The 25,221-nt window shown below is 37.5% G+C and carries 24 protein-coding genes, 1 other RNA gene and 1 other annotated feature; of the genes, 2 read left to right on the forward strand and 23 right to left on the reverse strand.

What is annotated here, in order from left to right:
* Positions 1-15 precede the first annotated feature (15 nt).
* Both BJK46_RS03845 and BJK46_RS03850 read left to right on the forward strand, forming a co-directional pair.
* On the forward strand, positions 16-1,290 hold the full coding sequence (locus BJK46_RS03845) for a replication-associated recombination protein A (RefSeq protein WP_103263708.1): 1,275 nt from the start codon (positions 16-18) through the stop codon (positions 1,288-1,290).
* Between the two features lie 306 nt (positions 1,291-1,596).
* A complete protein-coding gene (locus tag BJK46_RS03850; RefSeq protein WP_096535728.1) occupies positions 1,597-2,346 on the forward strand; it encodes a trypsin-like serine peptidase in 750 nt (249 codons plus the stop codon).
* A gap of 311 nt (positions 2,347-2,657) precedes the next feature.
* On the opposite strand, the gene BJK46_RS03855 is transcribed toward BJK46_RS03850, so the two are convergent.
* From BJK46_RS03855 to BJK46_RS12155, 23 genes are all read right to left on the reverse strand, one after another.
* Positions 2,658-3,425, reverse strand: a complete 768-nt coding sequence (locus tag BJK46_RS03855; RefSeq protein ID WP_096535730.1) for a tRNA threonylcarbamoyladenosine dehydratase — start codon at positions 3,423-3,425, stop codon at positions 2,658-2,660.
* A gap of 82 nt (positions 3,426-3,507) precedes the next feature.
* Positions 3,508-3,700, reverse strand: a non-coding RNA gene (gene ssrS / locus BJK46_RS03860) — 6S RNA.
* Positions 3,701-3,770: 70 nt separating this feature from the next.
* The gene (gene aspS / locus BJK46_RS03865) at positions 3,771-5,537 is read right to left on the reverse strand and encodes an aspartate--tRNA ligase (protein WP_014613731.1); all 1,767 of its coding nucleotides are present in this window, start codon (positions 5,535-5,537) and stop codon (positions 3,771-3,773) included.
* Positions 5,537-6,808 (reverse strand): histidine--tRNA ligase, encoded by a 1,272-nt coding sequence (gene hisS, locus BJK46_RS03870; protein ID WP_014613730.1) that lies wholly within the window; start codon positions 6,806-6,808, stop codon positions 5,537-5,539. Before hisS ends, aspS begins: the two co-directional genes overlap by 1 nt.
* Before the next feature lie 361 nt (positions 6,809-7,169).
* Positions 7,170-8,045, reverse strand: a complete 876-nt coding sequence (locus tag BJK46_RS03875; protein ID WP_014613729.1) for an N-acetylmuramoyl-L-alanine amidase family protein — start codon at positions 8,043-8,045, stop codon at positions 7,170-7,172.
* Positions 8,042-8,494, reverse strand: a complete 453-nt coding sequence (dtd, locus tag BJK46_RS03880) for a D-aminoacyl-tRNA deacylase (RefSeq protein ID WP_014613728.1) — start codon at positions 8,492-8,494, stop codon at positions 8,042-8,044. The genes BJK46_RS03875 and dtd overlap by 4 nt, the downstream gene beginning before the upstream one ends.
* Before the next feature lie 12 nt (positions 8,495-8,506).
* Positions 8,507-10,696: a RelA/SpoT family protein gene (locus tag BJK46_RS03885; protein ID WP_014613727.1), complete on the reverse strand. Its 2,190-nt coding sequence runs from the start codon at positions 10,694-10,696 to the stop codon at positions 8,507-8,509.
* A gap of 356 nt (positions 10,697-11,052) precedes the next feature.
* Positions 11,053-11,571, reverse strand: coding sequence for an adenine phosphoribosyltransferase (locus BJK46_RS03890; RefSeq protein WP_014613726.1), 519 nt, complete (start codon positions 11,569-11,571; stop codon positions 11,053-11,055).
* Positions 11,572-11,582: 11 nt separating this feature from the next.
* Entirely contained in the window at positions 11,583-13,868 is a 2,286-nt protein-coding gene (gene recJ / locus BJK46_RS03895) for a single-stranded-DNA-specific exonuclease RecJ (protein WP_041614933.1), read from the reverse strand.
* A gap of 116 nt (positions 13,869-13,984) precedes the next feature.
* Positions 13,985-16,264 carry a protein translocase subunit SecDF gene (secDF, locus tag BJK46_RS03900; protein ID WP_014613724.1) on the reverse strand — a complete coding sequence of 760 codons (2,280 nt, stop codon included), beginning with the start codon at positions 16,262-16,264 and terminating at the stop codon, positions 13,985-13,987.
* A 141-nt stretch (positions 16,265-16,405) separates the two neighbouring features.
* Positions 16,406-16,669 carry a preprotein translocase subunit YajC gene (yajC, locus tag BJK46_RS03905; RefSeq protein WP_014613723.1) on the reverse strand — a complete coding sequence of 88 codons (264 nt, stop codon included), beginning with the start codon at positions 16,667-16,669 and terminating at the stop codon, positions 16,406-16,408.
* 16 nt (positions 16,670-16,685) lie between these two features.
* Positions 16,686-17,825 carry a tRNA guanosine(34) transglycosylase Tgt gene (tgt, locus tag BJK46_RS03910; RefSeq protein ID WP_014613722.1) on the reverse strand — a complete coding sequence of 380 codons (1,140 nt, stop codon included), beginning with the start codon at positions 17,823-17,825 and terminating at the stop codon, positions 16,686-16,688.
* Positions 17,826-17,842: 17 nt separating this feature from the next.
* Complete coding sequence (gene queA / locus BJK46_RS03915) at positions 17,843-18,868, reverse strand: tRNA preQ1(34) S-adenosylmethionine ribosyltransferase-isomerase QueA (RefSeq protein ID WP_037542836.1); 1,026 nt, start codon at positions 18,866-18,868, stop codon at positions 17,843-17,845.
* A 17-nt stretch (positions 18,869-18,885) separates the two neighbouring features.
* Positions 18,886-19,884 (reverse strand): Holliday junction branch migration DNA helicase RuvB, encoded by a 999-nt coding sequence (gene ruvB, locus BJK46_RS03920; protein WP_014613720.1) that lies wholly within the window; start codon positions 19,882-19,884, stop codon positions 18,886-18,888.
* A 13-nt stretch (positions 19,885-19,897) separates the two neighbouring features.
* Positions 19,898-20,497, reverse strand: coding sequence for a Holliday junction branch migration protein RuvA (gene ruvA, locus BJK46_RS03925; protein ID WP_037542835.1), 600 nt, complete (start codon positions 20,495-20,497; stop codon positions 19,898-19,900).
* 13 nt (positions 20,498-20,510) lie between these two features.
* Complete coding sequence (locus BJK46_RS03930; RefSeq protein ID WP_014613718.1) at positions 20,511-20,954, reverse strand: ACT domain-containing protein; 444 nt, start codon at positions 20,952-20,954, stop codon at positions 20,511-20,513.
* 27 nt (positions 20,955-20,981) lie between these two features.
* The gene (gene obgE / locus BJK46_RS03935; RefSeq protein WP_037542834.1) at positions 20,982-22,274 is read right to left on the reverse strand and encodes a GTPase ObgE; all 1,293 of its coding nucleotides are present in this window, start codon (positions 22,272-22,274) and stop codon (positions 20,982-20,984) included.
* A gap of 128 nt (positions 22,275-22,402) precedes the next feature.
* Positions 22,403-22,687 (reverse strand): 50S ribosomal protein L27, encoded by a 285-nt coding sequence (gene rpmA / locus BJK46_RS03940; protein WP_014613716.1) that lies wholly within the window; start codon positions 22,685-22,687, stop codon positions 22,403-22,405.
* 10 nt (positions 22,688-22,697) lie between these two features.
* On the reverse strand, positions 22,698-23,018 hold the full coding sequence (locus BJK46_RS03945) for a ribosomal-processing cysteine protease Prp (RefSeq protein WP_014613715.1): 321 nt from the start codon (positions 23,016-23,018) through the stop codon (positions 22,698-22,700).
* A gap of 2 nt (positions 23,019-23,020) precedes the next feature.
* Entirely contained in the window at positions 23,021-23,329 is a 309-nt protein-coding gene (rplU, locus tag BJK46_RS03950; RefSeq protein WP_014613714.1) for a 50S ribosomal protein L21, read from the reverse strand.
* 11 nt (positions 23,330-23,340) lie between these two features.
* Positions 23,341-23,414, reverse strand: a sequence feature (ribosomal protein L21 leader region).
* Positions 23,415-23,449: 35 nt separating this feature from the next.
* A complete protein-coding gene (mreD, locus tag BJK46_RS03955) occupies positions 23,450-23,965 on the reverse strand; it encodes a rod shape-determining protein MreD (protein WP_015729271.1) in 516 nt (171 codons plus the stop codon).
* Positions 23,965-24,801, reverse strand: coding sequence for a rod shape-determining protein MreC (mreC, locus tag BJK46_RS03960; protein ID WP_015729272.1), 837 nt, complete (start codon positions 24,799-24,801; stop codon positions 23,965-23,967). The genes mreD and mreC overlap by 1 nt, the downstream gene beginning before the upstream one ends.
* A gap of 210 nt (positions 24,802-25,011) precedes the next feature.
* Positions 25,012-25,152 (reverse strand): hypothetical protein, encoded by a 141-nt coding sequence (locus tag BJK46_RS12155; protein ID WP_015729273.1) that lies wholly within the window; start codon positions 25,150-25,152, stop codon positions 25,012-25,014.
* Positions 25,153-25,221: the final 69 nt, after the last annotated feature.

A 25,221-nucleotide genomic window follows, 5' to 3' on the forward strand; every position in this document is an offset into this window, starting at 1 on the left:
AATGGAGGGAAAACGATGTTGACTGAACCACTCGCTTCTAGAATGCGTCCACGGAATATTGATGAAGTCATTGGACAACAACATCTCGTTGGAGAAACAGGGATTATTCGTCGTATGGTCAATGCGAAAAGGTTGTCATCTATGATATTTTACGGTCCTCCAGGCATCGGAAAAACAAGTATTGCTCAAGCAATTGCAGGCAGTACTGCTTTCAAGTTTAGACAATTGAACGCTGTAACGAACACGAAAAAGGATATGCAAATGATTGTCGATGAAGCGAAAATGTCAGGACAAGTCATTTTATTACTGGATGAAATTCATAGATTAGATAAAGCGAAACAGGATTTTTTATTACCTCATTTAGAAAACGGGAAGATTGTCCTTATCGGTGCAACAACTTCCAATCCATATCATGCAATTAACCCAGCGATTCGTTCAAGAGCTCAAATTTTTGAATTATTTCCGCTCGATAAAAATGATATTAAAGTCGCTTTAAACCATGCATTGGAAGATGAAGAAAGAGGTCTAAAGCAATTCGATGCTTCCATTGACGATGATGCGTTTGAATATTTTGCAACACAAAGCCAAGGTGACGTGCGGAGTGCTTTGAATGCTTTGGAGTTAGCTGTATTAAGTGCAAACAATCAACCCCCGCACATCACATTACAAGACGCGGAAGATTGTTTACAGCGTGGGGCGTTTTTAAGTGATAAAGATGGGGATATGCATTATGACGTCATGAGTGCCTTTCAAAAGTCTATTCGTGGGAGCGATGTCGATGCGGCACTTCACTATTTAGGACGTCTCATACAAGCAGGAGACCTTCCTACAATTGCGAGAAGGCTGCTTGTGATCAGTTATGAAGATATCGGTTTAGCTTCTCCAGGTGCCGGTCAACGGACATTAGCTGCAATCGAATCCGCTGAAAGGTTAGGGTTTCCAGAAGCACGTATCCCGCTTAGCCAAGCCGTAATCGAACTGTGCCTTTCTCCAAAATCCAATTCGGCTATCCGTTCTATTGATGCTGCTTTAAGTGATATTCGTAAAGGGCATGTCGGTCAAGTACCAGACTATTTAAAGGATGGGCATTATCAAGGCGCTAAAGCATTAGGACGTGCAATAGGCTATCAATATCCACACAATCATCCAAATGGCTTCGTAGCACAACAATATTTGCCTGACTTGCTGAAAAGTAAACAATATTACACACCTAAAGAGACATCTAAAGCTGAGCAACAATTTAAACAAGTATATGAAAATATTAAACAGCAACAAAACGAATTGGCATAGTGAGAAAAGAATATCGAAACAATTTTTTTAGTTCTGTGACACATTCATTACGAAACGACTATTTATATTTTTAGTAATCAAATACAAAACAGCCAATAAATGACATTATAAAAACTTCATTTATTGGCTGTTTTTTTTGATTTTAATTACATATGCTTCTTTCGCAGGGTTCATTAATATGTTTTATAGTCATTTGATACCTTATTTCCAACTGTTCGAATTAAAAATCAATATATAAAATAATAATACTATTTGCATTTTATCTTTTTATATGATAATTTATAATTACAAAAGGAGGTTTATAAAATGAAAAAATCAAAGAAATGTTATTTAGCTTTAATTGTCGTATTATTTATCACTCTAGTAATGCCAAATGAAAATACCCCCTCTACTCCCGTCGCTTTTGCAGAAAAGGGCAATAGTTATATAATTAAAGATTCTGATCGCCCACCTCATAATGTTGTTGGTAAATTGCTTGAAGGCAATGTTTATGGGACAGGTTTTGTAATTGGTGATAATACTGTACTGACAAATAAGCATGTGGCTAAAAAAATGAAAGTAAATAGCAGTGTGTTTAAACTAGGATTGAATGGTGGTAATCATGGAAAAAAATTATTAGGTGAATACATAGTCACTGGCATGAAATACCCTCCCAATGCGCATGATGATGTTGCTATTCTAACGGTTAGAAGCAAAAATGGAAGTTTACCATTGAGCAAAGTAGTCAAGCCTGCCAATATTGCTAATGCAAATTTTATTAATAAAGATTGGATGAAAACAGAGCAAAATAATTTACATATTGCTGGCTATCCTGGAAATAGAAATACGAATATGATGTGGGGATCAAGTGGCCATTTGTTAGATTATGCATTTAAAAGTGATCGAATTTTTGTAGCCGATTTTGATGGGTATCGTGGTTCCTCAGGTTCTCCAGTGTTTGACAGTCAAAATCAAGTTATAGGCATACATAACAGTGATTACGGTGCAGATAGTGGTCGTACCGGAGGCTTTTTATTCAAAGATGATTTATATGAATTTATAGTTAATAACAGATAACATCAAAAGATTTTGAGAATCAAAGCGCTAAGATATGACTTTCAATTCTCTTAATAAAAAGAAACTAGGACATAAGCTCTCAGTTCCTTCAAGAAAAAAGCCATTAAAATCCTTTTTTTAGAATTTAACGCCTTTTTTTGCTTATAGTTCTTTGTCAACGTCAATGGGTGAGAACAAAAACGCATTAAGCAACATTATTGTGTTGTTTCGTGCGTTTTTTATATTCACTTACAAATACCTGGAAAGCATTAAAATAACGGTCAGTGCATATGTCACCAACCGTTAAAAATATACAGTCTAAAAAATCCATTTTATTTATCTTTAATACGTTGTACAGTAATATCTTTCAAAATGTTATTACATACATAGCTTGCACAAATTAAACCGACGACACTTGGCACATAAGCATTGGATGATGGCGGCATTTGTGCTTTACGGTTTTTACCTTGCGCATCCCCAACTACCGCTTTCACATCCTCACGAATCACAATTGGGCTTTCACCTGAAAATACAACTGGAACCCCCTTTTTAATCCCTTTTTGCTTTAATTTATTTCGAATGATACGCGCGATAGGATCCGTATGTGTTTTTGAAATGTCAGCAATTTCAAATTGTGTTGGATCTGTTTTGTTCGCTGCACCCATACTAGAAATGATTTGAATGTCCCGCGCTAAACATTGTTCCATTAAGTGCACTTTATAAATAATAGTATCACTCGCATCAACAACATAATCGATATCATAATCTTCAAAAAGTTGTTCGTACGTTTCTTCCGTGTAAAACATATGTAATGGGGTCACTTTACAATCAGGGTTAATTAAGCGAATACGTTCTTCCATCAAACTCACTTTACTTTGTCCTACTGTTGTCGTTAACGCATGCAATTGACGGTTTACATTTGTAATATCTACATCATCTTTATCTATTAAAATAATATGCCCGATGTTCGTACGCGCTAAAGCTTCTGCAGCAAAAGAACCTACCCCACCGACACCTAATACAGCGACTGTTGTTTGTTTTAATTTGTTGAGCCCTTCTTGTCCGATTGCCAGTTCGTTACGAGAAAATTGATGTTTCATATTAAACTCCTTTAATTACAAATTCACATACCATTTTAAATAAGCACATAAAAAATACGCAAGACACGAAGCCTTGCGTACCGATAGATCCGTTATGCCGTAGTTGTAAAGTGCTTGATCATTTTGGCCTGCTATATACAGGTGGGTGCCCTGTTTCTTGTTTTGCACGTCCTCCTAAAGAGGCGTGTGCGCTGCAAGAAAACCCATTGGGCTCCCTGATCAAAGAGTGTTAGGTCAAAATACATAAAGCGAACTTACGAACACTACAGATGACTATCTTATGAATTAATCATATCACAATTTAATGATTATTCAAGAAAAAAGTTTGCACACTGTGTATTTAAATTAATGTTTGATACGTAATGATAATTCGTCTAATTGTCTTTCTGATACCGGACTCGGTGCATCTGTCATTAAATCTGTCGCAGATGCTGTTTTAGGGAACGCAATCGTATCACGTAGGTTTGTACGGCCACTTAAAATCATGACGAAACGGTCTAAACCTAGAGCGATACCGCCATGTGGAGGCGCACCATATTTAAACGCATCTAATAAGAAACCGAATTGTTCTTGCGCTGCTTCATCAGAGAATCCTAATGCTTTAAACATACGTTGTTGAAGTTCACCATCATGAATACGAATCGATCCACCACCTAATTCGAAACCATTTAATACAAGGTCATAAGCTTGGGCTTGCGCTTGTTCAGGTGCTGTTTCTAATAAATCAATATCTTCTACTTTAGGTGATGTGAATGGATGGTGTGCTGCAACGTAACGACGTGCTTCTTCATCGTATTCAAGTAATGGCCAATCTGTCACCCATAAGAAATTATATTGTTCTGGGTCAATGAGTCCACGTTCTTTTCCAAGTTTATTACGCAATGCACCTAAACTTTGGGCAACGACATCTTTAGAATCAGCAACAAATAAGACTAAGTCTCCTGCTTTAGCGCCTGTTAATGCTTGTAATTTCGTAACATGAGCGTCTTCAAAGAAACGAGCGATTGGACCGTTTAAACCATCTTCTACTACTTTCACCCATGCTAAACCTTTGGCACCATAAATATTTACAAATTCTGTTAAACCGTCAATATCTTTACGTGTATAGTCAGCTGCAGCATTTTCAACAACGAGCGCTTTCACTTGACCACCACTTTCCACTGCACCTTTGAATACTTTGAAGTCCATAATTTGACCTAATTCTGAGACGTCTAACAACTCCATACCAAAACGTGTATCAGGTTTATCTGTACCATAGCGTGACATTGCTTCAGTATACGTCATGCGTGGGAAGGCATCAGTCATCTCAATGCCTTTTACATCCGCTAGCACGTTTTTCACCATCGCCTCACCTAATTGCATCACGTCTTCTTGCTCAACAAAGCTCATCTCAATATCGATTTGCGTAAATTCAGGTTGGCGGTCAGCACGTAAGTCTTCATCACGGAAACATTTGACGATTTGGTAATATTTATCAAAACCACTGATCATTAACAGTTGTTTAAACAATTGTGGTGATTGTGGTAACGCATAAAATTCACCGTCATGTACACGTGAAGGCACGAGATAGTCACGCGCACCCTCTGGCGTAGATTTTGTTAATACAGGCGTTTCAACATCATAGAAACCATCGCCGTCTAAAAATTGACGGATTGAACGTGTGATTTGGTGACGCATCTTAAAAGTTTGCGCTAATTTTTCACGACGTAAATCGAGGTAACGATATTTTAAACGGATATTTTCATCAACATTTAAATTTTCTTCATTAATTGAAAACGGTGGTGTTTCAGATTGATTAATTATTTCAATAGATTTCGCTTGAACTTCCACTTGTCCTGTTTTAATTTTAGGATTAATTGTTTCATCGTCTCTTTTTGTAACAGTCCCTGTAATTTCAACAACATATTCAGAGCGGATTCGTTCAGCGACTTCAAGCGCTTCTTTTGAAAAGGCTGGGTTGAATACGACTTGTACATAACCTTCTCTATCTCTTACGTCTACAAAGATAAGGCCACCTAAATCACGACGATTATGCACCCACCCTTTCAACGTAACTTCTTGTTCTAATAATTCTTCTGTCACTGAACCACAGTATGTCGTGCGCTTTGCCATTATTCTTTACCTCCATGAATATAACTTTCTATTTCTTCAAATTTCATCGTTTGTGATTCACCTGTCGCCATATGTTTCACAGCGACTTCCCCGGCTTCAAGTTCTTGATCTCCAATCACAATCGTATACGTTGCATTCAATCGATCTGCTTGTTTCATTTGACCTTTTAACTTGCGAGATAAATAATCTTTATCTACTGAAATGCCAGCGTGTCTGAGGCGATTAAGAAGTGTTACTGCGAAATCATCTGCTTTTTCTCCCATCGTTGCTACAAACAAATCAATGTGCTGCATTTGTGGGAATTCAATCCCTTCTTCTTCTAGTGCTAATAATAATCTTTCAATACTTAACGCAAAACCGATACCCGTTTCGCTTGGTCCATCTAACAATTCAAGCAAGCCATTGTAACGGCCACCACCACATAAAGTCGTAATCGCACCATCATAGGCTTCATTATCCATCATCAATTCAAATGCAGTGTGCGTGTAGTAATCCAAACCTCTTACTAATTTGGGATCCACTTCATAAGGCACACCTAGACGATCTAAGTGTGATTTGACCGCTTCGAAATAATCTTTGGAGTAATCATTTAAAAAGTCAGTAATTGACGGAGCTGTTTGAATTTCAGGCTGATGACGATCCACTTTACAATCTAAAATACGCATAGGATTCGTTTTGATACGTTGTTGACAGTCCTTACAATAATTGTGAATCACTGGTTGGAAATGTTCACGTAATGCATTTTGATAATCCACGCGTGACTCTGCATCCCCTACACTATTGATCACTAATTTTAATTTTTTCAAACCGAATGATTGATAAATGTGCATGACCATAGCTAGCACTTCTGCATCCATACTTGGGTTTTCAGCACCAATCGCTTCTACGCCAAATTGATTAAATTGACGGTAACGCCCCTTTTGTTTTCTTTCATAGCGAAACATTGGACCATTATAATACAATTTCACCGGCTGGTTCGGTAAGCCTTGCATTTTATTTTCAATATAGCTACGTACGACCGCAGCTGTTCCCTCAGGACGTAACGTAATACTACGATCACCTTTATCTTTGAACGTGTACATTTCCTTTTGTACAACATCGGTAGAGTCCCCCACACCGCGCGCAAATAAATCGGTACTTTCAAAAATAGGCGTTCTGATTTCTTGATAATTATAAACTTCCATCAATTTGTGCAATTGGTTTTCGATATAGCGCCACTTTGTCGTTTCTTCAGGTAAAATATCTTGTGTCCCACGTGGAATGTGAATCATCTTTATCGCTCCTTTTCATCTCTATTCTTAACTTCAGCCATTTGTGCGAATAAAAAAATGCCCCCTGTATGCACTAAACATACAAGGGACGTACTTTATTATGCCGTGTTGCCACCCTAATTAAGAACAATCAAATAGAGACTGTTCTTCACTCTAGGCTCTTAACGCGAGCGACACGACCTTACTTTCATAAAGTACCTTTCCTTGTGTTCATCTCACTAAGCACGACGGTCTATCTTTCAGCCATTGGATAGACTCTCTTCTGACATCGTTGGTTGCTTAGTTCATTCAAGAATACAAACGGTGTTAAATATAAAATTCATTGTTAATCATACCTGTTTTTTCAATTAGTTTCAAGACATTAACTTAAAAAATAACTTTCTAACCCGTCGACAATCGCTTGTTCAACGATTTGACGATGATTTTTGTCTTTCATCATCACGGTGTCAGTCGGGTTACTAATATAACCCAGTTCAAGTAACACTGCAGGCATTTCTGTTTGTCGTAACACTTGATAATTTTCTTGTCTCGTGCCTCTATTCGATAACATTGCTTTCTTTTGTATGCTTGCATTTAATGTTTGCGCGAGACCTTCTTGTTGCTCATGAAACCAATAGACAGTCGCACCATTGGCATTCGGTGTTTCTAGAGCATCATTATGAATACTAATAAAAACATCACCTTTAAGATTACGGTCTTTTAATTTAACATATTCATCCGTTGAACGCGTCATTTTCACTTTTGCGCCCTTCTTTTCAAGCAACGATTTCAGTTCTAACCCTGTTTTCAATGTGATATCTTTTTCTAAAGTTTTGTCACCTTGTCGACTCGAAGCACCTTGATCGCTACCCCCATGACCTGGATCAAGGACAATCGTTTTATCTCTCAATGGATTCGCATGTGGATTGACATCTGCGGGTATGTCGAGATTCGTATGCCATCCCGCAATCCATCCCTTTTGCTTGCCATTAGCTGAACGGACTTCAATCCATTTACCTTGCTTACCAATTTGAAGAAATTCATCGCCTTTATGCACTTGATACAGTACTGGATACGCTGCGTTTGGACCTGTTCGTATTTCCGCGTCCTCGATTAAATTGATATGATCATCATCACTATGCCTCAACACAAAATATGACACGACAAGAATGCCCACTAATGCAATCGTGAAGCACGCGCCATAAAAACGTTGCGGATGGATGCGTTTTTGTTTTAACCACTGATCAACCTTTTTCATACGACTTTGCCATCTACACTCTCATAAATAATCGTTACAGGACCATCATTTTGTATACTGACAAGCATATCTGTTCCAAATTCACCTGTCTCAACTGGAATTTGAAATGCACGTAGCTGGTCATTAAAATACTCATACAGTTCATTTGCTTGATCAGGTGCCATCGCTTGTGTAAAACCTGGGCGATTTCCTTTTCTCACATCCGCATACAATGTAAATTGCGAAATAGATAAAATCTCGCCATTGATTTGTTGAATATTTAAATTAAGTTTTTCGTTCTCATCTTCAAAAATTCGAGAGTTCGCAATTTTTTTCGCTAAAACTTTCGCATCTGCTTGAGTGTCCCCTTCACCAATACCGACGAGTAGACAAAATCCTTGTTGTATTGTGCGCTCTATTTGATGATTTTTCACACTTGCAGATTGAACTCTTTGTACAACGATTTTCATCCTTATGCACTCCTAATTCCAAACTCGCGTCACTGTGTAAATATCCCCGAGTTGTTTAATTTTATCTGCAACTTTATAAACTTCATGTACATTTTTTACCATAATACTTAAATTAATAACAGCATTTCTATCGACGTCCGATTTTCCTGCGACTTTTATCAATTGACTTGAAGTACTGTTCACTGCTTGAAGTACCTCATTGAGTAAGCCATTGCGATCATATGCAGTCACTTCTAAATCAACTTGATATTTTTGTGAAGCATCTTTAGATTTCACCCATTCTACATCGATTAAACGTTCATTTTCGTTTTTAATATTCGGGCAATCTGTACGATGAACTTTAATGCCATGACCTTTCGTAATATAGCCGACAATTCGGTCACCAGGAATCGGATTACAGCATTTTGATAATTTAATAAGCACATTATCTAGTCCTTCTACATAGACGCCTGAATCTGTCGTAATCGAATCTTTAATCGGTGCAGCTTTTGTCACTTCTTGCGCTTGATTCAATGCTTTTTGTTTATGTTCAATGCGTAAGCGCTCAGACAGTTTATTTACAATTTGTAGTGCTGTCACACCACCAAATCCAACTGAAGCATATAAATCGTCTTCATTAGCGAAATTGTATTTATCATTCACAATCTTAATATTTTTTTCAGTTAATAACTCTTCTGGTCTAAATCCTTGTTCTTTCAATTCTGCTTCGACCATAAACTTCCCTTTTTCAATATTGGACGAGCGGTCTTGCTTTTTGAAGAAACTTTTTATCTTACTTTTCGCACTTGAAGAACGGACAATTTTTAACCAATCTCGACTTGGGCCATACGAATGTTTACTCGTACGAATTTCAACAATGTCCCCAGTTTGGAGTACATAATCAATCGGTACAATTTTTCCGTTAACTTTGGCACCAATCATTTTATTTCCCACTTCACTATGAATGGCATACGCAAAATCAATAGGTACTGCACCATAAGGTAACTCGATGACATCACTTGCCGGCGTAAAAGCATACACTTTATCACTTTGTAAATCGAACTTCATCGACTCGATAAATTCTTGGGCATCTGAGGACGTATGATCCGTTTCTGCAATATCTTTTAACCAGTTTAACTTTTTATTATAGTTTTCGTTGTCTTTATCAACTTGCTTGCCTTCTTTATAAGCCCAGTGTGCCGCAACACCATGTTCTGCAATTTCGTGCATCTCAAAAGTACGAATTTGAATTTCAAGGGGATCTCCATTAGGGCCTACTACAGTCGTATGCAGAGATTGATACATATTTTGCTTTGGCATCGCAATATAATCTTTAAAACGCCCTGGCATCGGTTTCCATAGAGTATGTACCAGGCCTAAAACAGCATAACAATCTTTAATCGAATGGACGATGACGCGGACAGCAAGTAAATCAAAAATTTGATCGAATTGCTTTTTTTGCTTCATCATTTTGCGATAAATACTATAAATATGTTTCGGACGGCCATTAATATCACCAGCAATATCCATAATATCCATTTCTTTGCGGATATTTTCAATCGCATTTTCAATATACGCCTCACGCTCACTCCGCTTTTTCTTCATGAGATTAACGATTCTGAAATACTGTACATTGTCAATATACCTTAAAGCAATGTCTTCAAGTTCCCATTTAATTGTATTAATCCCTAAACGATGTGCTAATGGCGCATAAATCTCTAACGTCTCTTTAGAAATGCGAATTTGTTTCTCACGTGGCATCGCACGCAATGTTCGCATATTATGTAAACGGTCTGCCAATTTCACTAAAATGACACGCACGTCTTTAGCGATGGCAATAAATAATTTTCTATGATTTTCAGCTTGTTGCTCTTCTTTAGAACGGTACTTCACCTTTTTCAATTTGGTTACGCCATCTACAATCGTTGCAATTTCTACATTAAACATTTCCGCGACATCATCAAAAGTATATGGCGTGTCTTCAATCACATCATGTAAAAAACCAGCAACAATCGTAGGCCCATCAAGATGCATTTCTGTTAGGATACCTGCGACTTGGATGGGGTGCATAATATATGGTAAACCGTTTTTACGAAATTGTCCTTCGTGTGCCTTATAAGCGATATGATAACTTTTAAGCACGTATTCATACTGCTCTTTATCTAAATATTGTTTCGCTTTATGTAAAACTTCGTCAACACTATATGGATATTCGTTATTCATATGGTCACCCCCACGTTATCAATAATAATACTATCATACTACATGATTTGAAATAATTGAACCGAATCATAACGCATTATTCAGAGAAAGTCCGTAATTTATAAAATATCTTTCATTTTCCGTACAGAAAGCCATCAAAATATATCATTTATAACGAAAAAGCCCTGTTTTGTGCCAAGAGTCTGCGAACGATAAAAGGAAAAATGACACCAAAGTTCGATATGAGAAGTGATAAAGAACAACACAATATCATTCAAGTCAAGATACTCGTATATACCTCACAAACTTATCCTTTTCTTGATAAATAAAAACAACTCCACACATCACTGCATGAAGTTGTTTGAACATATTAACAATTATTCGTCATATTTAATTAAGCACATTACATCATAATCTTTAATTTTCTCCATACCATTTAAATACGTAAGCTCAATAATAAATGCAATACCCGCAACGATACCACCTTGTTTTTCAACGAGATTGATCGCCGCTTCGATTGTGCCACCTGTCGCCAATAAATCGTCTGTAATTAAGACACGTTGACCAGGTTTAATCGCATCTGCATGCATCGTTAATACATTACTACCGTACTCTAAATCATATTCATAGCGAATGACTTCACGTGGTAATTTCCCTTCTTTACGTACAGGTGCGAATCCAATCCCCATCGCATAGGCCACTGGACAACCGATAATAAAACCACGAGCTTCTGGTCCAACGACGATATCTACATTTTTTTCTTTCGCAAACTTAACGATTTGATCTGTGGCATATCCGTATGCTTCACCGTTATCCATAATTGTCGTAATATCTTTAAAATTAACCCCTGCTTTTGGCCAATCTTTTACTTCTGATACATATTGTTTTAAGTCCATTAAAATCCTCCTCATTCATTCCGTGCCAATTCATTTTCTATCCAAGACTTAATGGCGCCAAATTCTTCATAAAGTAACTGCTTCTCTACCTCAATCCGCTGTACACGCGCTTGATAAACACGGCTAGAGGTGATGGGTTGTTTATCTGTTGAATGCACAATCTCGATTATACCATTTTTTTGAGAAATGATTCCAAGATCAAGGAAAACTTTTAAAATAAATTTGAGCATCATCGGTTTAACGTTAATAAATTGACTTAAAGCCACCCCGTCTTTTTGTAAATCGGTTTGTCCTTTTTGATACAATGCTTTATAACAATTTTTTAAATCTGCAGGCTGTGGTAATCCTTCAAAATAAATCGAACGGTCATGTTGAAACACTAAATACACTTGAGATGTATTTAAATAATGACAAGATAACTTAATATCCTCCATCGTTAAAGGTAAGTCACGCATCACACATTTGTCATACTGCTGTGGTATGTTTTCACCGTAGTAATATTCATGCGCTGATGTTTTGTCTTGATTCGGATGGATTAAATAACAAACATGTTGATCATCCTCAAATACTGGCAAACGTTTATTTTTACTACGATAATCTAAAATTTGACGTTCATTACTTTTCATATCTGTTAAAACCATTTGTGCCGTACGATTGCCATTCCATTCATTAATCTGAAGTTCGCCTGTGACATCAACATGTTGGTTAGGCATTAACTCACTTGATAACGCACCTTGATTCCAAAATAATGCTTGTAAGTTTTGTTCGACAAAGGTCATCTTTAAGTGCGCTTGTTGTTGTCCAATACCTTTACTTTGTAACACAGTCAGACCGTTAACTTGAATAATCGGTCGTTTAAAATCTGTCCCAAACGGTCGTAAACGCTCAATGGATTGAATTTGTTCCACTGTAATGTGACCAACATCTATAGTGACGTCCACTTTTTGAATCGGTTGTAACGCGGTCGTATCAATGTGCGTGCGCATCCAATCGTTTAATCCTTCACGCAATGCAGAAACTTGGTCGATAGGTAAAGTTAAACCTGCCGCCATATGGTGTCCACCAAATTTTGAAATTAATGTTTGTTGTGATGATAATGCTTCAAACATTGACACTTGCGTAATACTACGAGAAGAACCTTTTGCATGTTGTTGTTCGTGGTCAATATTTAATACCATTGTTGGTAAATGGAAGGTTTCCACAATTCTTGAGGCAACAATTCCCAGGACGCCTTCATGCCAGTCTTCTTTTGCGAGAACTAAAAAGTGTTCGCCTGCTTGGATTGCATCTTCAGCCATGACCATAGCTTCATCAACAATCGTTTGTACAATATCTTTCCGTTCAACATTGAAATGTTCGACTTGCTCAGCTAAAAAGAGTGCTTCTTCTGCATCATCTGTCATGAGCAATTCTGCCGCAAGTGCCGCATCGTCTAACCGTCCTACAGCATTTAACCTCGGTCCAATGATAAAGCCGATCGTTTCTTCAGTCACTGTATCATTAAATTGCGCTTGATTGAGGATAGCCGCAATTGAAACGGGTGGACTTTCATTCAATAATTGCAAACCATGTTGAACAATAAAGCGATTTTCATCTGTTAAAGAAACAAGATCCGCAATGGTACCTATCATGGCATAAACCCAAAATATATTCGGAACATCCCCGAGCAAACTTTGAGCTAATTTCAATGCTACACCGGCACCACACAAGCTAATAAATGGATAGTCATAATCTGGATGCATCGGGTGAACAATCGCATACGCCGCTGGTAATGTATCACCTATTTCATGGTGATCAGTTACAATGACATCCACACCTAAATTTTGAACCATTTCAATTTCTGTATGACCTTGTATGCCATTATCTACCGTAATGATGAGAGAAACCCCTTCATCATACGCATTTTTGAACGCAGGCTCACTCGGGCCGTAGCCTTCAGTAAAACGGTTAGGAATATACCAACCAACAATTGCTCCAAGTTGCTGGAGTGTCTTGACCATAATCGTTGTAGACGTCACACCATCTGCGTCATAATCCCCGTACACTAAAATTTTTTCTTGATTTTGAATCGCTGTATGTATACGTTTGACGGCTTTATCCATGTCACTCATCAAACTTGGATTATGCATATTGTCTTTAGAAGCTGATAGCACTTGTGCGAGTTGTGTTGCCTCAGTATAGCCTTTACTTTCTAAAATATAGCGCATCAAAGGGGTTAATTTATATTGTTCAACCAATACGTCGTCCATCGATTGACGATTTGTATCGGTTTGCCATTGAAATTTAGATTTTATCATATCATTCACCGCCACTTTCTCCACACAGTATTATATCGAAAATTCATCAGAATAAAAAGAACGAGAGGCTAAGACATCTGATCAGTCTTAACCCCTCTTTGTAAAATGTGTGAAATCTATACTAATACTTTTTCTTCATTCGTACGTTTACGTTTATACACGACAAGTTTATGATGAGGTGATTTACGTAATTCGCGTTTCTTCAACATGCCCCATAGTGGTACGGCAATAATGATTGAAGAATATACACCAGACAATAGTCCGATTAATAGCGCGAGTGAGAAGTTGAAAATACTTGACGCACCTAACACGAGTAAGGCGATAACCACGATGACTACTGTCAACACTGTATTAATGGAACGCGTCAATGTTTGGCGAATAGAACTATTAACAATGTAGTCAATTTGGTCCTCTTTCGTAATGACTTTTATTTTCGATAACATCTCACGTACACGGTCAAACGTTACAATCGTATCATTGATCGAATAACCGATAATCGTCAGTACCGCTGCAATAAACGTAATGTCAACCTCTAGTCTGAACAAACTGAAGACCGCAATAATCATAAATGCATCATGTAGCAAGGATATGATAGAGGCAATACCCATACGCCATTCGAAACGTAACGAAATGTAAATGATCATGCCGATTGAAGCAATAATTACGGCTAACATCGCATTTTTCGCTAATTCTTGTCCAATGACTGGTGAAACCGTATTGACTGACGGTTCTTTACCATATTGCGATTTCAATGTATCTGTTACTTTTGCGACTTCATCTTTATTCAAGTCACGTTTAAATTGCATTGAAGCATTTTCATTATTGCTACCACCGATAGATAGTTGATTTGGTTTAAGATCAATCGATTCCATCGTTTTTTCAACTTGTGCTTGTGTCAATTTTTGGTTACTTTGTAAGTCAACACGTGTACCTGATGTAAAATCAATCCCTAAATTCAACTTGAATATCGCAAGAATGATGACACCTGCTACAATCACGACGCCACTCAATGCAAATAACGGTTTTGCCCATTTCATGAAATCTACTTTATCATAAGGCGTGCTTAATTCATGCACATCATAACCTTTGTTAATATCATGAATTTGTGATTGTTTAACACCAAACCACCATAATTTTTTCTTAAAGACATTAGAATGTACCACGAGTGATAATAAAACACGTGTTAAAAATACAGCTGTTACGAAACTCATCAGAATCGCAAGTAATAACATCGTCGCGAAACCTTTGACTGAACTTTCACCAAAGAAGAAAAGTACCGCTGCCGCTAATACAGTAGTTAAGTTGGCATCGAGAATTGTAATAAACGAACTTTTATTCGCTTTCTTATACGCTTGCTTTAATGTGCGACCGATACGAATTTCGTCTTTAATCCGTTCGTACATAATGATGTTTGCATCGACGGCCATCCCGACACCAAGAACGAGTGCGGCTAAGCCTGGTAATGTCAGCACACCAGAAATAAAGTTAAATGCAACCATAGTTAAGTAAATGTACGTCGTTAACGTAATCACAGCTACAATACCTGGTAAGCGATAGAATAGTAGCATAAATAAGAAAATAATGCCGATACCAATCATAGATGCATTAATTGTTTTATCTAAAGCATCTTGTCCAAATTGCGCACCTACTGATGTTGAGTAAATTTCTTTTAATTCTACAGGAAGTGAACCTGAATTTAATAAGTCAGCAATTTGTTTCGCTTCAGAAATACCTTTTTCACCTTGGAACCCACCAGAAATTTCAACGTTAGTCGAATTGATCGGTTGGTTTACAGAAGCGGCAGAAATAAATTTAGGATCTTCTTTCGTTTTTTCTTTTTCATAACTGTCGCCTTTTTCGAAATCTAACCAAACGACCATCACATTTTCTTGCTTTTTAGAAATTTCTTCTGTCACTTTTTTAAACTTATCACTGTCTTTTAATTTGAAAGTCACAGCGGGTTGATTCGTATTTTGTTTAAACTCTTGCTTAGCTGAACCTTGCACAAGATCTTTACCTGTTAATAAAACTTTGTCATCTGCATCACGAATCGTTAAGTTCGCTTGTGAAGACAAAATTTTACGCGCTTGGTTTTGGTCTTGTACCCCTGCCAGCTGAACGCGGATTCGGTTTTGATCTTCAACTTGAATTTTAGGTTCTGATACCCCGAGAACATTGACACGACGTTCTAACGTTTTAGCTGTCGATTGTACTGCAGTGTTATCAATTTTTTCACCATCTCCAAGGGGATTAACTTGGTACAACACTTCAAATCCACCTTGAAGGTCAAGTCCTAAGTTAACATTTTTGATTACACTTTTATATGTCGCACTCATGCCCGCAAACAAGAGTACTACAAGTAATATAAAGGTAATCAGTCTACTTACTTTTTTCACATGAACACCTCATTTAATCTTATGTCACAAGCATACTTGAATTATTCCGTTTAGTGCAAGTCATTTTGAGCAACCAATAAAAAAGACATGGTGTTAAGCCATGTCCTTTATTGTATGCAAACTTACGGATACAATCAATGTTTATGAAGGGTCAACTTGCTTAATGGCTTGCTTTTCAAAAGTCAATTCTGTACCTTTACCGTTTACAGTAATAACCGCTGATGTTTCATCTACTGCACGAACTGTACCTTTGATGCCGCCGATTGTAGTCACACGTTGACCTGCTTGTAATTGTTCAACCATTTGGCGATGCTCTTTCGCACGTTTTTGTTGTGGACGAATCATAAATAACCACATCACTACAAACAGTAAGACTAATGGCAATAAACTAATAAGTGAAGACATAAATCATAACTCCTATCTAGAAATTTTTCGGATTATCAACATTCAGACCGTATTGTTCGAAAAATTCCTCTTTAAAATCTAAAAGACGGTCTTCTCGAATAGCCTGTCTAATGTTCTCCATTAATTTTAACAGAAAATGAAGATTATGGTAAGTAGTAAGACGAATACCAAATGTTTCATCTGCTTTAATCAAGTGTCGTAAGTATGCACGCGTATAGTTTTGACACGTATAACAATCACAATTCTCATCTAAAGGACGGAAATCATCTTTAAATTGTGCATTTTTTACGACGAGGCGCCCTGTTGATGTCATACAAGTCCCATTACGTGCGATACGTGTAGGCAACACACAGTCAAACATATCCATACCACGAATACTACATTCAATCAAGGCATCTGGTGAACCCACACCCATTAAATAACGTGGTTTATCTTTCGGCATAAACTGCTCCGTATGTTCTACCATTTCGTACATGACAGGTTTCGGTTCGCCAACTGACAATCCACCAATCGCGTAACCAGGAAAATCAAGTTTCACAAGTTCTTCGGCAGACTGTTGACGTAAATCTTTATATTCACCACCTTGAATAATGCCAAATAGCGCTTGATCTTCAGGACGTTGGTGCGCTGCTAAACAACGCTCCGCCCATCGTGTTGTACGCTCTAATGAGTTTTTCACATAATCGTATTCAGCAGGCATCGGTGGACATTCATCAAATGCCATAATAATATCTGAGCCTAAGTCGTTTTGGATTTTAATAGAATCTTCAGGTGAGAGAAATAATTTCGAACCATTTGTATGATGTCGAAATTCTACACCTTCTTCTGTGATTTTCCGCAAGTTACTTAAACTGAATACTTGGAAGCCGCCTGAATCTGTTAAAATCGGTCCATCCCAGTTCATGAACTTGTGTAATCCTCCAGCTTGTTTCACGATATCATTGCCAGGTTGCAACCATAAATGATACGTATTACCAAGCAAAATTTTAGTGTTCATTTGTTTTAATTCTTCAGGGCTCATTGTTTTCACCGTTGCTTTCGTTCCTACTGGCATAAACATCGGTGTTTCAAAAGAACCATGAGGCGTGTGCACAATTCCTAAACGTGCACCCGATTGTTTACAAGTTTTTATATGCTCATATGTTACTGCAGGCATCATATTCTCCTCTCAAACTAAATAATAATCATCGCGTCACCGAAACTAAAAAATCGATACTTTTCAGCAACTGCATGGTGATACGCTGATAACACAAATTGACGTGAACTAAATGCTGACACAAGCATCACCAATGTTGATTTCGGTAAATGAAAGTTTGTAATTAAACCGTCAATTGCCTTAAATTCAAATCCAGGATAAATAAAAATATTGGTCCAACCACTCGTTGCTTGGAATGTATCAAACTGACTCCGAATCGTTTCAAGTGTACGTGTGGACGTCGTTCCTACCGAAATAATTCGATGTCCTGCCGCTTTCGTTTGATTTAAAATATCGGCAGTTTCTTGTGACATTTGATAATATTCACTATGCATTTCGTGATCATCAATATGGTCAACACTGACAGGTCTAAATGTGCCTAAACCGACATGCAGTGTAATAAATGCAATTTGAACACCTTGACGTCGGATATCGTCCAATAAAGCATCTGTAAAATGTAGTCCTGCTGTCGGTGCGGCTGCTGAACCTGCTGCTTTAGCGTAAACCGTCTGATAGCGTTCTTTTTCATCTAAACGTTCTTTAATATATGGCGGTAATGGCATTTCACCGAGTTCATCTAGTCTTTCTTGCAAAATGCCTTCATAACTCAAACGCATGATACGCCCGCCTTGATCCAACTCTTTAATACAAGTTGCTTTAATTTTACCTTCACCAAAGCTTAACGTTTGTCCAAGCTTAATTCGCTTCGCCGGTTTTAAAAGGACTTCCCAATCGTCACCTTCAATTTGTGTCAGCATTAACATTTCTACTTTGGCGTTCGTTTCTTCTTTTATCCCAAACAAACGTGCTGGCATCACGCGCGTGTCATTGAGCACTAACGTATCTCCAGGTTGGAAAAAACGGGTGATATCCTTGAAATGTAAATCCTCAGTCTCGCCTGTGTCGCGGTTCAAATATAATAAACGACTTTGATCTCGCTGTTTAAGCGGAGTTTGAGCGATGAGTGATTCAGGTAATACATAATCAAATTCTTCTATGTTCAAAATAATGACTCCTTCACTTATGGGCTCGTATATTTAAAATGTTCGTACGCATAAGGTGTTGCTTTTCGGCCTCGAGGGGTACGCTCTAAAAACCCTTTCTGAATGAGAAATGGTTCATAAACATCTTCAATCGTCACTCTTTCCTCACCAATTGAGACAGCAATCGTGTCCAAACCAACAGGACCACCTCGATATTGTTCAATAATACAAGCCATCATTTTATGGTCGATATAATCCAATCCTTCATCGTCCACTTGAAGTAATTTCAACGCATGCTTTGTTGTTTCAATATAAATCATATCGTCTTGTTTCACTTGTTGAAAATCACGAATCCGTTTCAACAAGCGATTGGCGATACGTGGCGTCCCTCGGCTTCTTTTCGCAATTTCAAAAGCACTTTCTTCATCAATGGCAGTTCCTAATACTTCTGCTGTTCGTATAATGATTTGTGTTAGTTCTTCTTCAGTATAATATTCAAGCCTTAAATGCACGCCAAAACGATCTCGTAGTGGACTCGTCAAACTACCGGCACGTGTCGTTGCACCAACTAAAGTAAATGGAGGTAAGTCAATACGAATACTTCTTGCTTCGTCGCCTTTACCTACGATGATATCTAAGAAAAAGTCTTCCATTGCTGGGTAAAGCACTTCTTCAACAACGCTACTTAAACGATGAATTTCATCAATAAAGAGCACATCACCGGGTTGCAGAGCTGTTAAAATGGCAGCTAAATCACCTGGTCGTTCAATCGACGGACCGGAAACAGTACGCAAATTGACATCCATTTCATTTGCGATAATGTGTGACAAAGTGGTTTTACCTAAACCAGGTGGGCCAAAAAGTAAGACGTGATCTAATGGCTCCTCACGAATTTTAGCGGCTTGTATAAACACATCAAGGTTTGACTTAATTGTAGACTGACCTATGTATTGTCTTAAACGCTCGGGTCTTAATGACAACTCAAATGTGTGTTCATCTACTTGTTCATGTCCATCCATCATTCGGTCTCGATCCATATCCATCACCTCTTTATGAAATCAATTGTTTTAAGCCATACTTAACAGCTTCATCGACATCACTAAATATTTGTTGCTGCATCGCTTTTTCCACTTTTTTCAGTTCACGTTTAGAGTATCCTAACGCCTCTAACGCAAGTAAAGCTTCTTGTACAGCAAGATCCTCATGTTCTGTCGCTATATCTAACAAGCCTTCGCTCACTTCTTCCGTAACAACGACTTTACCTTTTAAATCAAGCACAATTTGACGGGCAGTCTTTTTACCGATACCTGGAAATTGTGTCAAATAGGCATCATTTTCATTTTCAATCGCACGTTTCACTTCATTTGGCGAACTTGCTGCTAAAATGGCTAACGCTGACTTAGGACCTATCCCTGTTACTTTAATCAAACTTAAAAACATATCCTTTTCTTCTTGATCAATAAAACCATAGAGCAATTGCGCATCTTCACGTACAATGAGTGACGTATACACTTTCACCGTTTGATCTAAGTTTTTTTGAAAGCGATAAGAGTTCGGTGTTTGAATTTCATACCCGATACCAGATGTCGTTTCAACAATGATATGCGTTGGATGTAGAGCTGTTAATTTTCCAGAAATATATGCATACATTCAATAGCGCTCCTTACATGTTCATTCCAATAATGTCTACGTTATATACATTTTCCATTTGGCGTAGTTCATTAATGATTTGATATGGTCCCCACTTCGCATTTCGACCGTCTAAAGATAACGTAATTGATGCTTTTTGATCAGTAGGGACACTTTGATGAATCGTTAATACAGAAAGGTTTAATTCGGAAAGTTTTTCGAGAATTTGAGCTAATATACCCACTTTATCTGTCACAAATAAAATAATCGTAAAAACTTCGGTCTGTTGCTGAACATCTTCTAACGGAAATATGGTATCTCTATATTTGTAAAACGCACTACGCGAACAATCATGCATATCTACAGCTTCTTGAATCGTAAGTGATTGATCCGCTTTTAAAGAGGATTTCACTTGGAGCACACGTTTTACAACATAAGGTAATACATCTTCACGAATAATATAAAATTGATGTTTCATCTACCATCGCAACCTCCACTCTCAATATTATTCGACAAATTCAAATTCTCCACCTAGAATACGTACAATATCTCCATTTTCAGCGCCACGTTCTCTCAATGCATCATCAATACCCATTGAGCGCATTTGTCTCGCAAAACGACGAATCGCTGGTTCACTGTTGAAATCAGTCATTTTAAACATACGCTCAATGGCATTACCACTTACGACATATGCACCATCATCATCACGTGTGATTGTAAACTTATCTTGAGACGGTGTATGTTTATAAAGGACACGGTTGACGCCGACCTCTTCTTCTTTCGCAGAGAAATCAATATCTTTAACTTCTTCAAGTGTATTGGCTATTTCATAGAGCAATTGATCAATATTTTCTCGCGTATAAGACGAAATCGGTACAATGGTTACCGTCTCATCATTAAGTTGTTCTTTAAACATTTCGAGTTGTGCTTCAGCATCTGGCATGTCCATTTTATTCGCAACAACAATTTGTGGACGATCTTCTAAACGTTGCGCATACGCTTTAAGTTCTTGGTTGATAATTTGATAGTCTTCATACGGGTCACGCCCTTCCATGCCACTCATATCAATCACATGCACAATGACTTTCGTACGTTCCACATGTCTTAAAAATTGATGACCTAAGCCTACACCTTCAGAGGCACCTTCAATTAACCCTGGTAAATCGGCCATAATGAAGCTACGTTGGTCACGTGTTTCTACTACACCGAGGTTCGGTTGAATCGTAGTAAAATGATACGCCCCAATTTTAGGTCTCGCTTTAGAAACAATCGATAATAATGTAGATTTACCCACACTTGGAAAACCAACTAAACCGACATCTGCCAACAATTTAAGCTCTAATGTTACGTCAATCTCTTCACCTGGCTCACCATTCTCACTAAAATCAGGCGCAGGGTTTTTAGGTGTCGCGAAACGAGAATTACCACGTCCGCCACGTCCACCTTTAGCAACAACCGCACTTTGACCATGTTCAACGAGATCAGCTAGCGTTTGACCCGTCTCAACATCTTTAATAATCGTTCCAGGTGGTACTTTTAACACGAGATCCTCAGCATTTTTACCATGCATGTTACTACTTTGACCATTGTCACCTTTTTTAGCTTTAAAGTGACGTTGATATCTAAAATCCATTAATGTCCGCAAGCCTTCATCCACTTGAAACACGACTGAAGCCCCACGTCCACCATCACCGCCAGCTGGACCACCAAATGGGACATATTTTTCACGACGGTATGCAGTAATCCCATTACCGCCATCACCAGCTTTTAATGATATTTTTACTTGATCGACAAACATGTTTTCACCTCTTTTACTTTAATTTCTTTAATAATGCTTATCTATCACGTTATATTATATAACGATAAGTTCATTTAATATAAAAAATAAACACCAGAAGTTACCTTCTGGTGTCAAAGATTGACAAATTATTCAGCAACTGCATAAACAGAAACTTGTTTTTTGTCTCGACCTTTACGTTCGAATTTAACAACGCCGTCGATTTTAGCGAATAATGTATCATCGCCACCACGACCTACGTTTTCACCTGGGTAAATCTTAGTTCCACGTTGACGGAATAAGATAGAACCACCAGTAACGAATTGACCGTCAGCACGTTTAGCACCTAAACGTTTAGATTCAGAGTCACGACCGTTTTTAGTAGAACTTACCCCTTTTTTCGATGCGAAAAATTGTAAGTTTAATTTTAGCATGAGTTACACCTCACTTCAGATTTAATTTAATATACTCATTATATTCTTCTTCAATTGTTTGTAAAGAAATAAGTAATGATTGGAGTATTAACTGAGCCTGCTCGTTATTCGTATCCACAGCCCTCACATGAAAATACCCACCATCTTCAGAATAATCAATATCTGGACGTTCAGAAGTTAAGCCAATAATGGCATTCACACTCCCAAAAACAACTGCCGATGCACCTGCACAAACAATATCTTGTCCGTGTTCACCATAATCTGCATGACCATCCATAATGACATCTGTGATTTGACCTTCGTCATTTAACTTAATATCAACATTAATCATAATTATGCATTAATCTTGTCGATTGTTAATTTAGTGTAAGGTTGACGATGGCCTTTTTTACGTTTAGAGTCTTTACGACGACGGTAAGTGAAAACAGTGATTTTCTTACCACGACCTTGTTTGTTAACAGTTGCTGTCACTGTAGCACCTTCAACTGTAGGCGCGCCAACTTTAACGTTGTCTCCACCAACAAATAAAACTTTATCAAAAGTGAAAGTGTCACCTTCATTTACGTCTAATTTCTCAACGAAAATCTCTTGACCTTCTTCTACTTTGATTTGTTTTCCACCTGTTTCAATAATAGCAAACATACTCTGCACCTCCTATTTATAAGTCACGCCATACATAGGTGACATAATGTACTTAAAACCTATGTTTGAGCGGTTGTATGTAGCTACGAACTACTCAACTATTGCATCATACCATTCGTTTTACTTCGTGTCAATAGAACGTTTAGGATTTAAAAAATAGTTTGCAGCAAAGTAAAGGAATATCAGTAAAATCGCATTGAGCAATAATGTCGGCAGTATGCGAAATACGATAAATTGAATGAGATTGAAATCAACTAAGCCGACAACTAAATAAAGCATAACAACAAAAACTTCTAAAAAAACAATACCAATCAACGTCATCACATAGACCATCACATGATCACGGAAAAATACTTTTAAAAACTTATCAGCAAATAGAATGGATACGATATAACCAAATAGGTAGACACCATAAATTTGTCCGAAAAACAAGTCGTGGACGGTACCTAATAATACACCAAGAATTAAAGCGATACTGGTATTTTTATAAACCGTAATCAACACTAAAAATAAAAACACGAGATGGGGTACTAAAATGAAGCGATGCCCCCCTATGATAATCGGTGATAAGAAAGTTAAAACAGTATCTAAATAGAACATGAGTATCGCAACGAGAATATAGTAAATAGATTTCATTATGAGCCGTCACCCTCATCATTAACAATCGTTTTAGGATCTCTCTTTGCAATAAAGACATGGTCAAAATGGTTAATATTCGCACCGGTTTCAATCGCAACTTGTTTAGACAAACCGTATTGATCATTTTGAACTTTTTTCACTTCTCCTATGTAAAGCCCTTTAGGTAACTGATCACCTAAGCCACTCGTCACGACTTTGTCTCCAGCTTTAATCTTTTCATTATTATCAATATCACTAATAATGAGATGATTCGTTTTCTCATCGAAATGATCAATTAAACCAAAAACTTCATGCCCATCATGTTGTACGTTCACAGATAAGCGATTTGTGCGCCCTTTAGTCGTGATTAAATGAATTTGAGATGAAAATTGGTTCACTTTTGCGACGCGGCCGACTAAACCATCTGCTGTCATTACTGCCATATTTTCTTTGATGCCAGATTTTTTCCCTTTATCAATGACAATCGTATTTAACCATTGGTCAGGTTGTCGCGCTATGACAGCTGCAGTAATGGGTTCATATTTAGAAATATCACTCATATCTAATTCTTTTTTGAGATTTTTATTTTCTGATTTAAGACGTTCATTTTCAGCTTCTAATTGTTTTTCTTTATTCGTTGGCTTTTCAGTCTTATGAAAAATATCCGAGATTGACCCAGCAATAAAATGAATTGGATAGGAGAAGACCCTCTGTCCAAAAGAAGTGGTATCACTAACATACTGTTCAGGAACTGATTGTGCGTGCGAACGAATTGATAATCCAATTAAAGCGATAAATAGTATTAATGCACAAAACAACACAACGAGTTTGTTGTTTTTAAAAAAATTGGACAACCTCAACACCTCAAACTATATTTCAATGTATGTACTGTTATCATTTTATATTACTCTGGAAAGTAAATAAAGTCCCATGCTGTACAATATTGATAAATATCTGTATGAACATGATTATCTCGTAACAATTGACACGGATGATAATAAAATTAAAACGAGATAGAAATAGCTATTACACCTTAAGCCTTCTATCCCGCTTCAATCTAACTCCTATGATGATTCTTCCGATTGTTGTGCATGAGATTTTTCTTCATCTTCTTTATACAACGTTTCATCTTTACGCCATTTCGCAAATAAGTTTTGAGCTTTTAACTGCTCATTGCTTTGTTGCGCTTGATGGTTGTCAGACATCGCAAAATCACCTCTCAAAAATTTGTCTCATCCATAGCCTAACTTATCAAAAGCGTTATCTCAAGCTGC

The sequence above is a fragment of the Staphylococcus pseudintermedius genome (genome assembly GCF_001792775.2).
GTDB lineage: Bacteria > Bacillota > Bacilli > Staphylococcales > Staphylococcaceae > Staphylococcus > Staphylococcus pseudintermedius.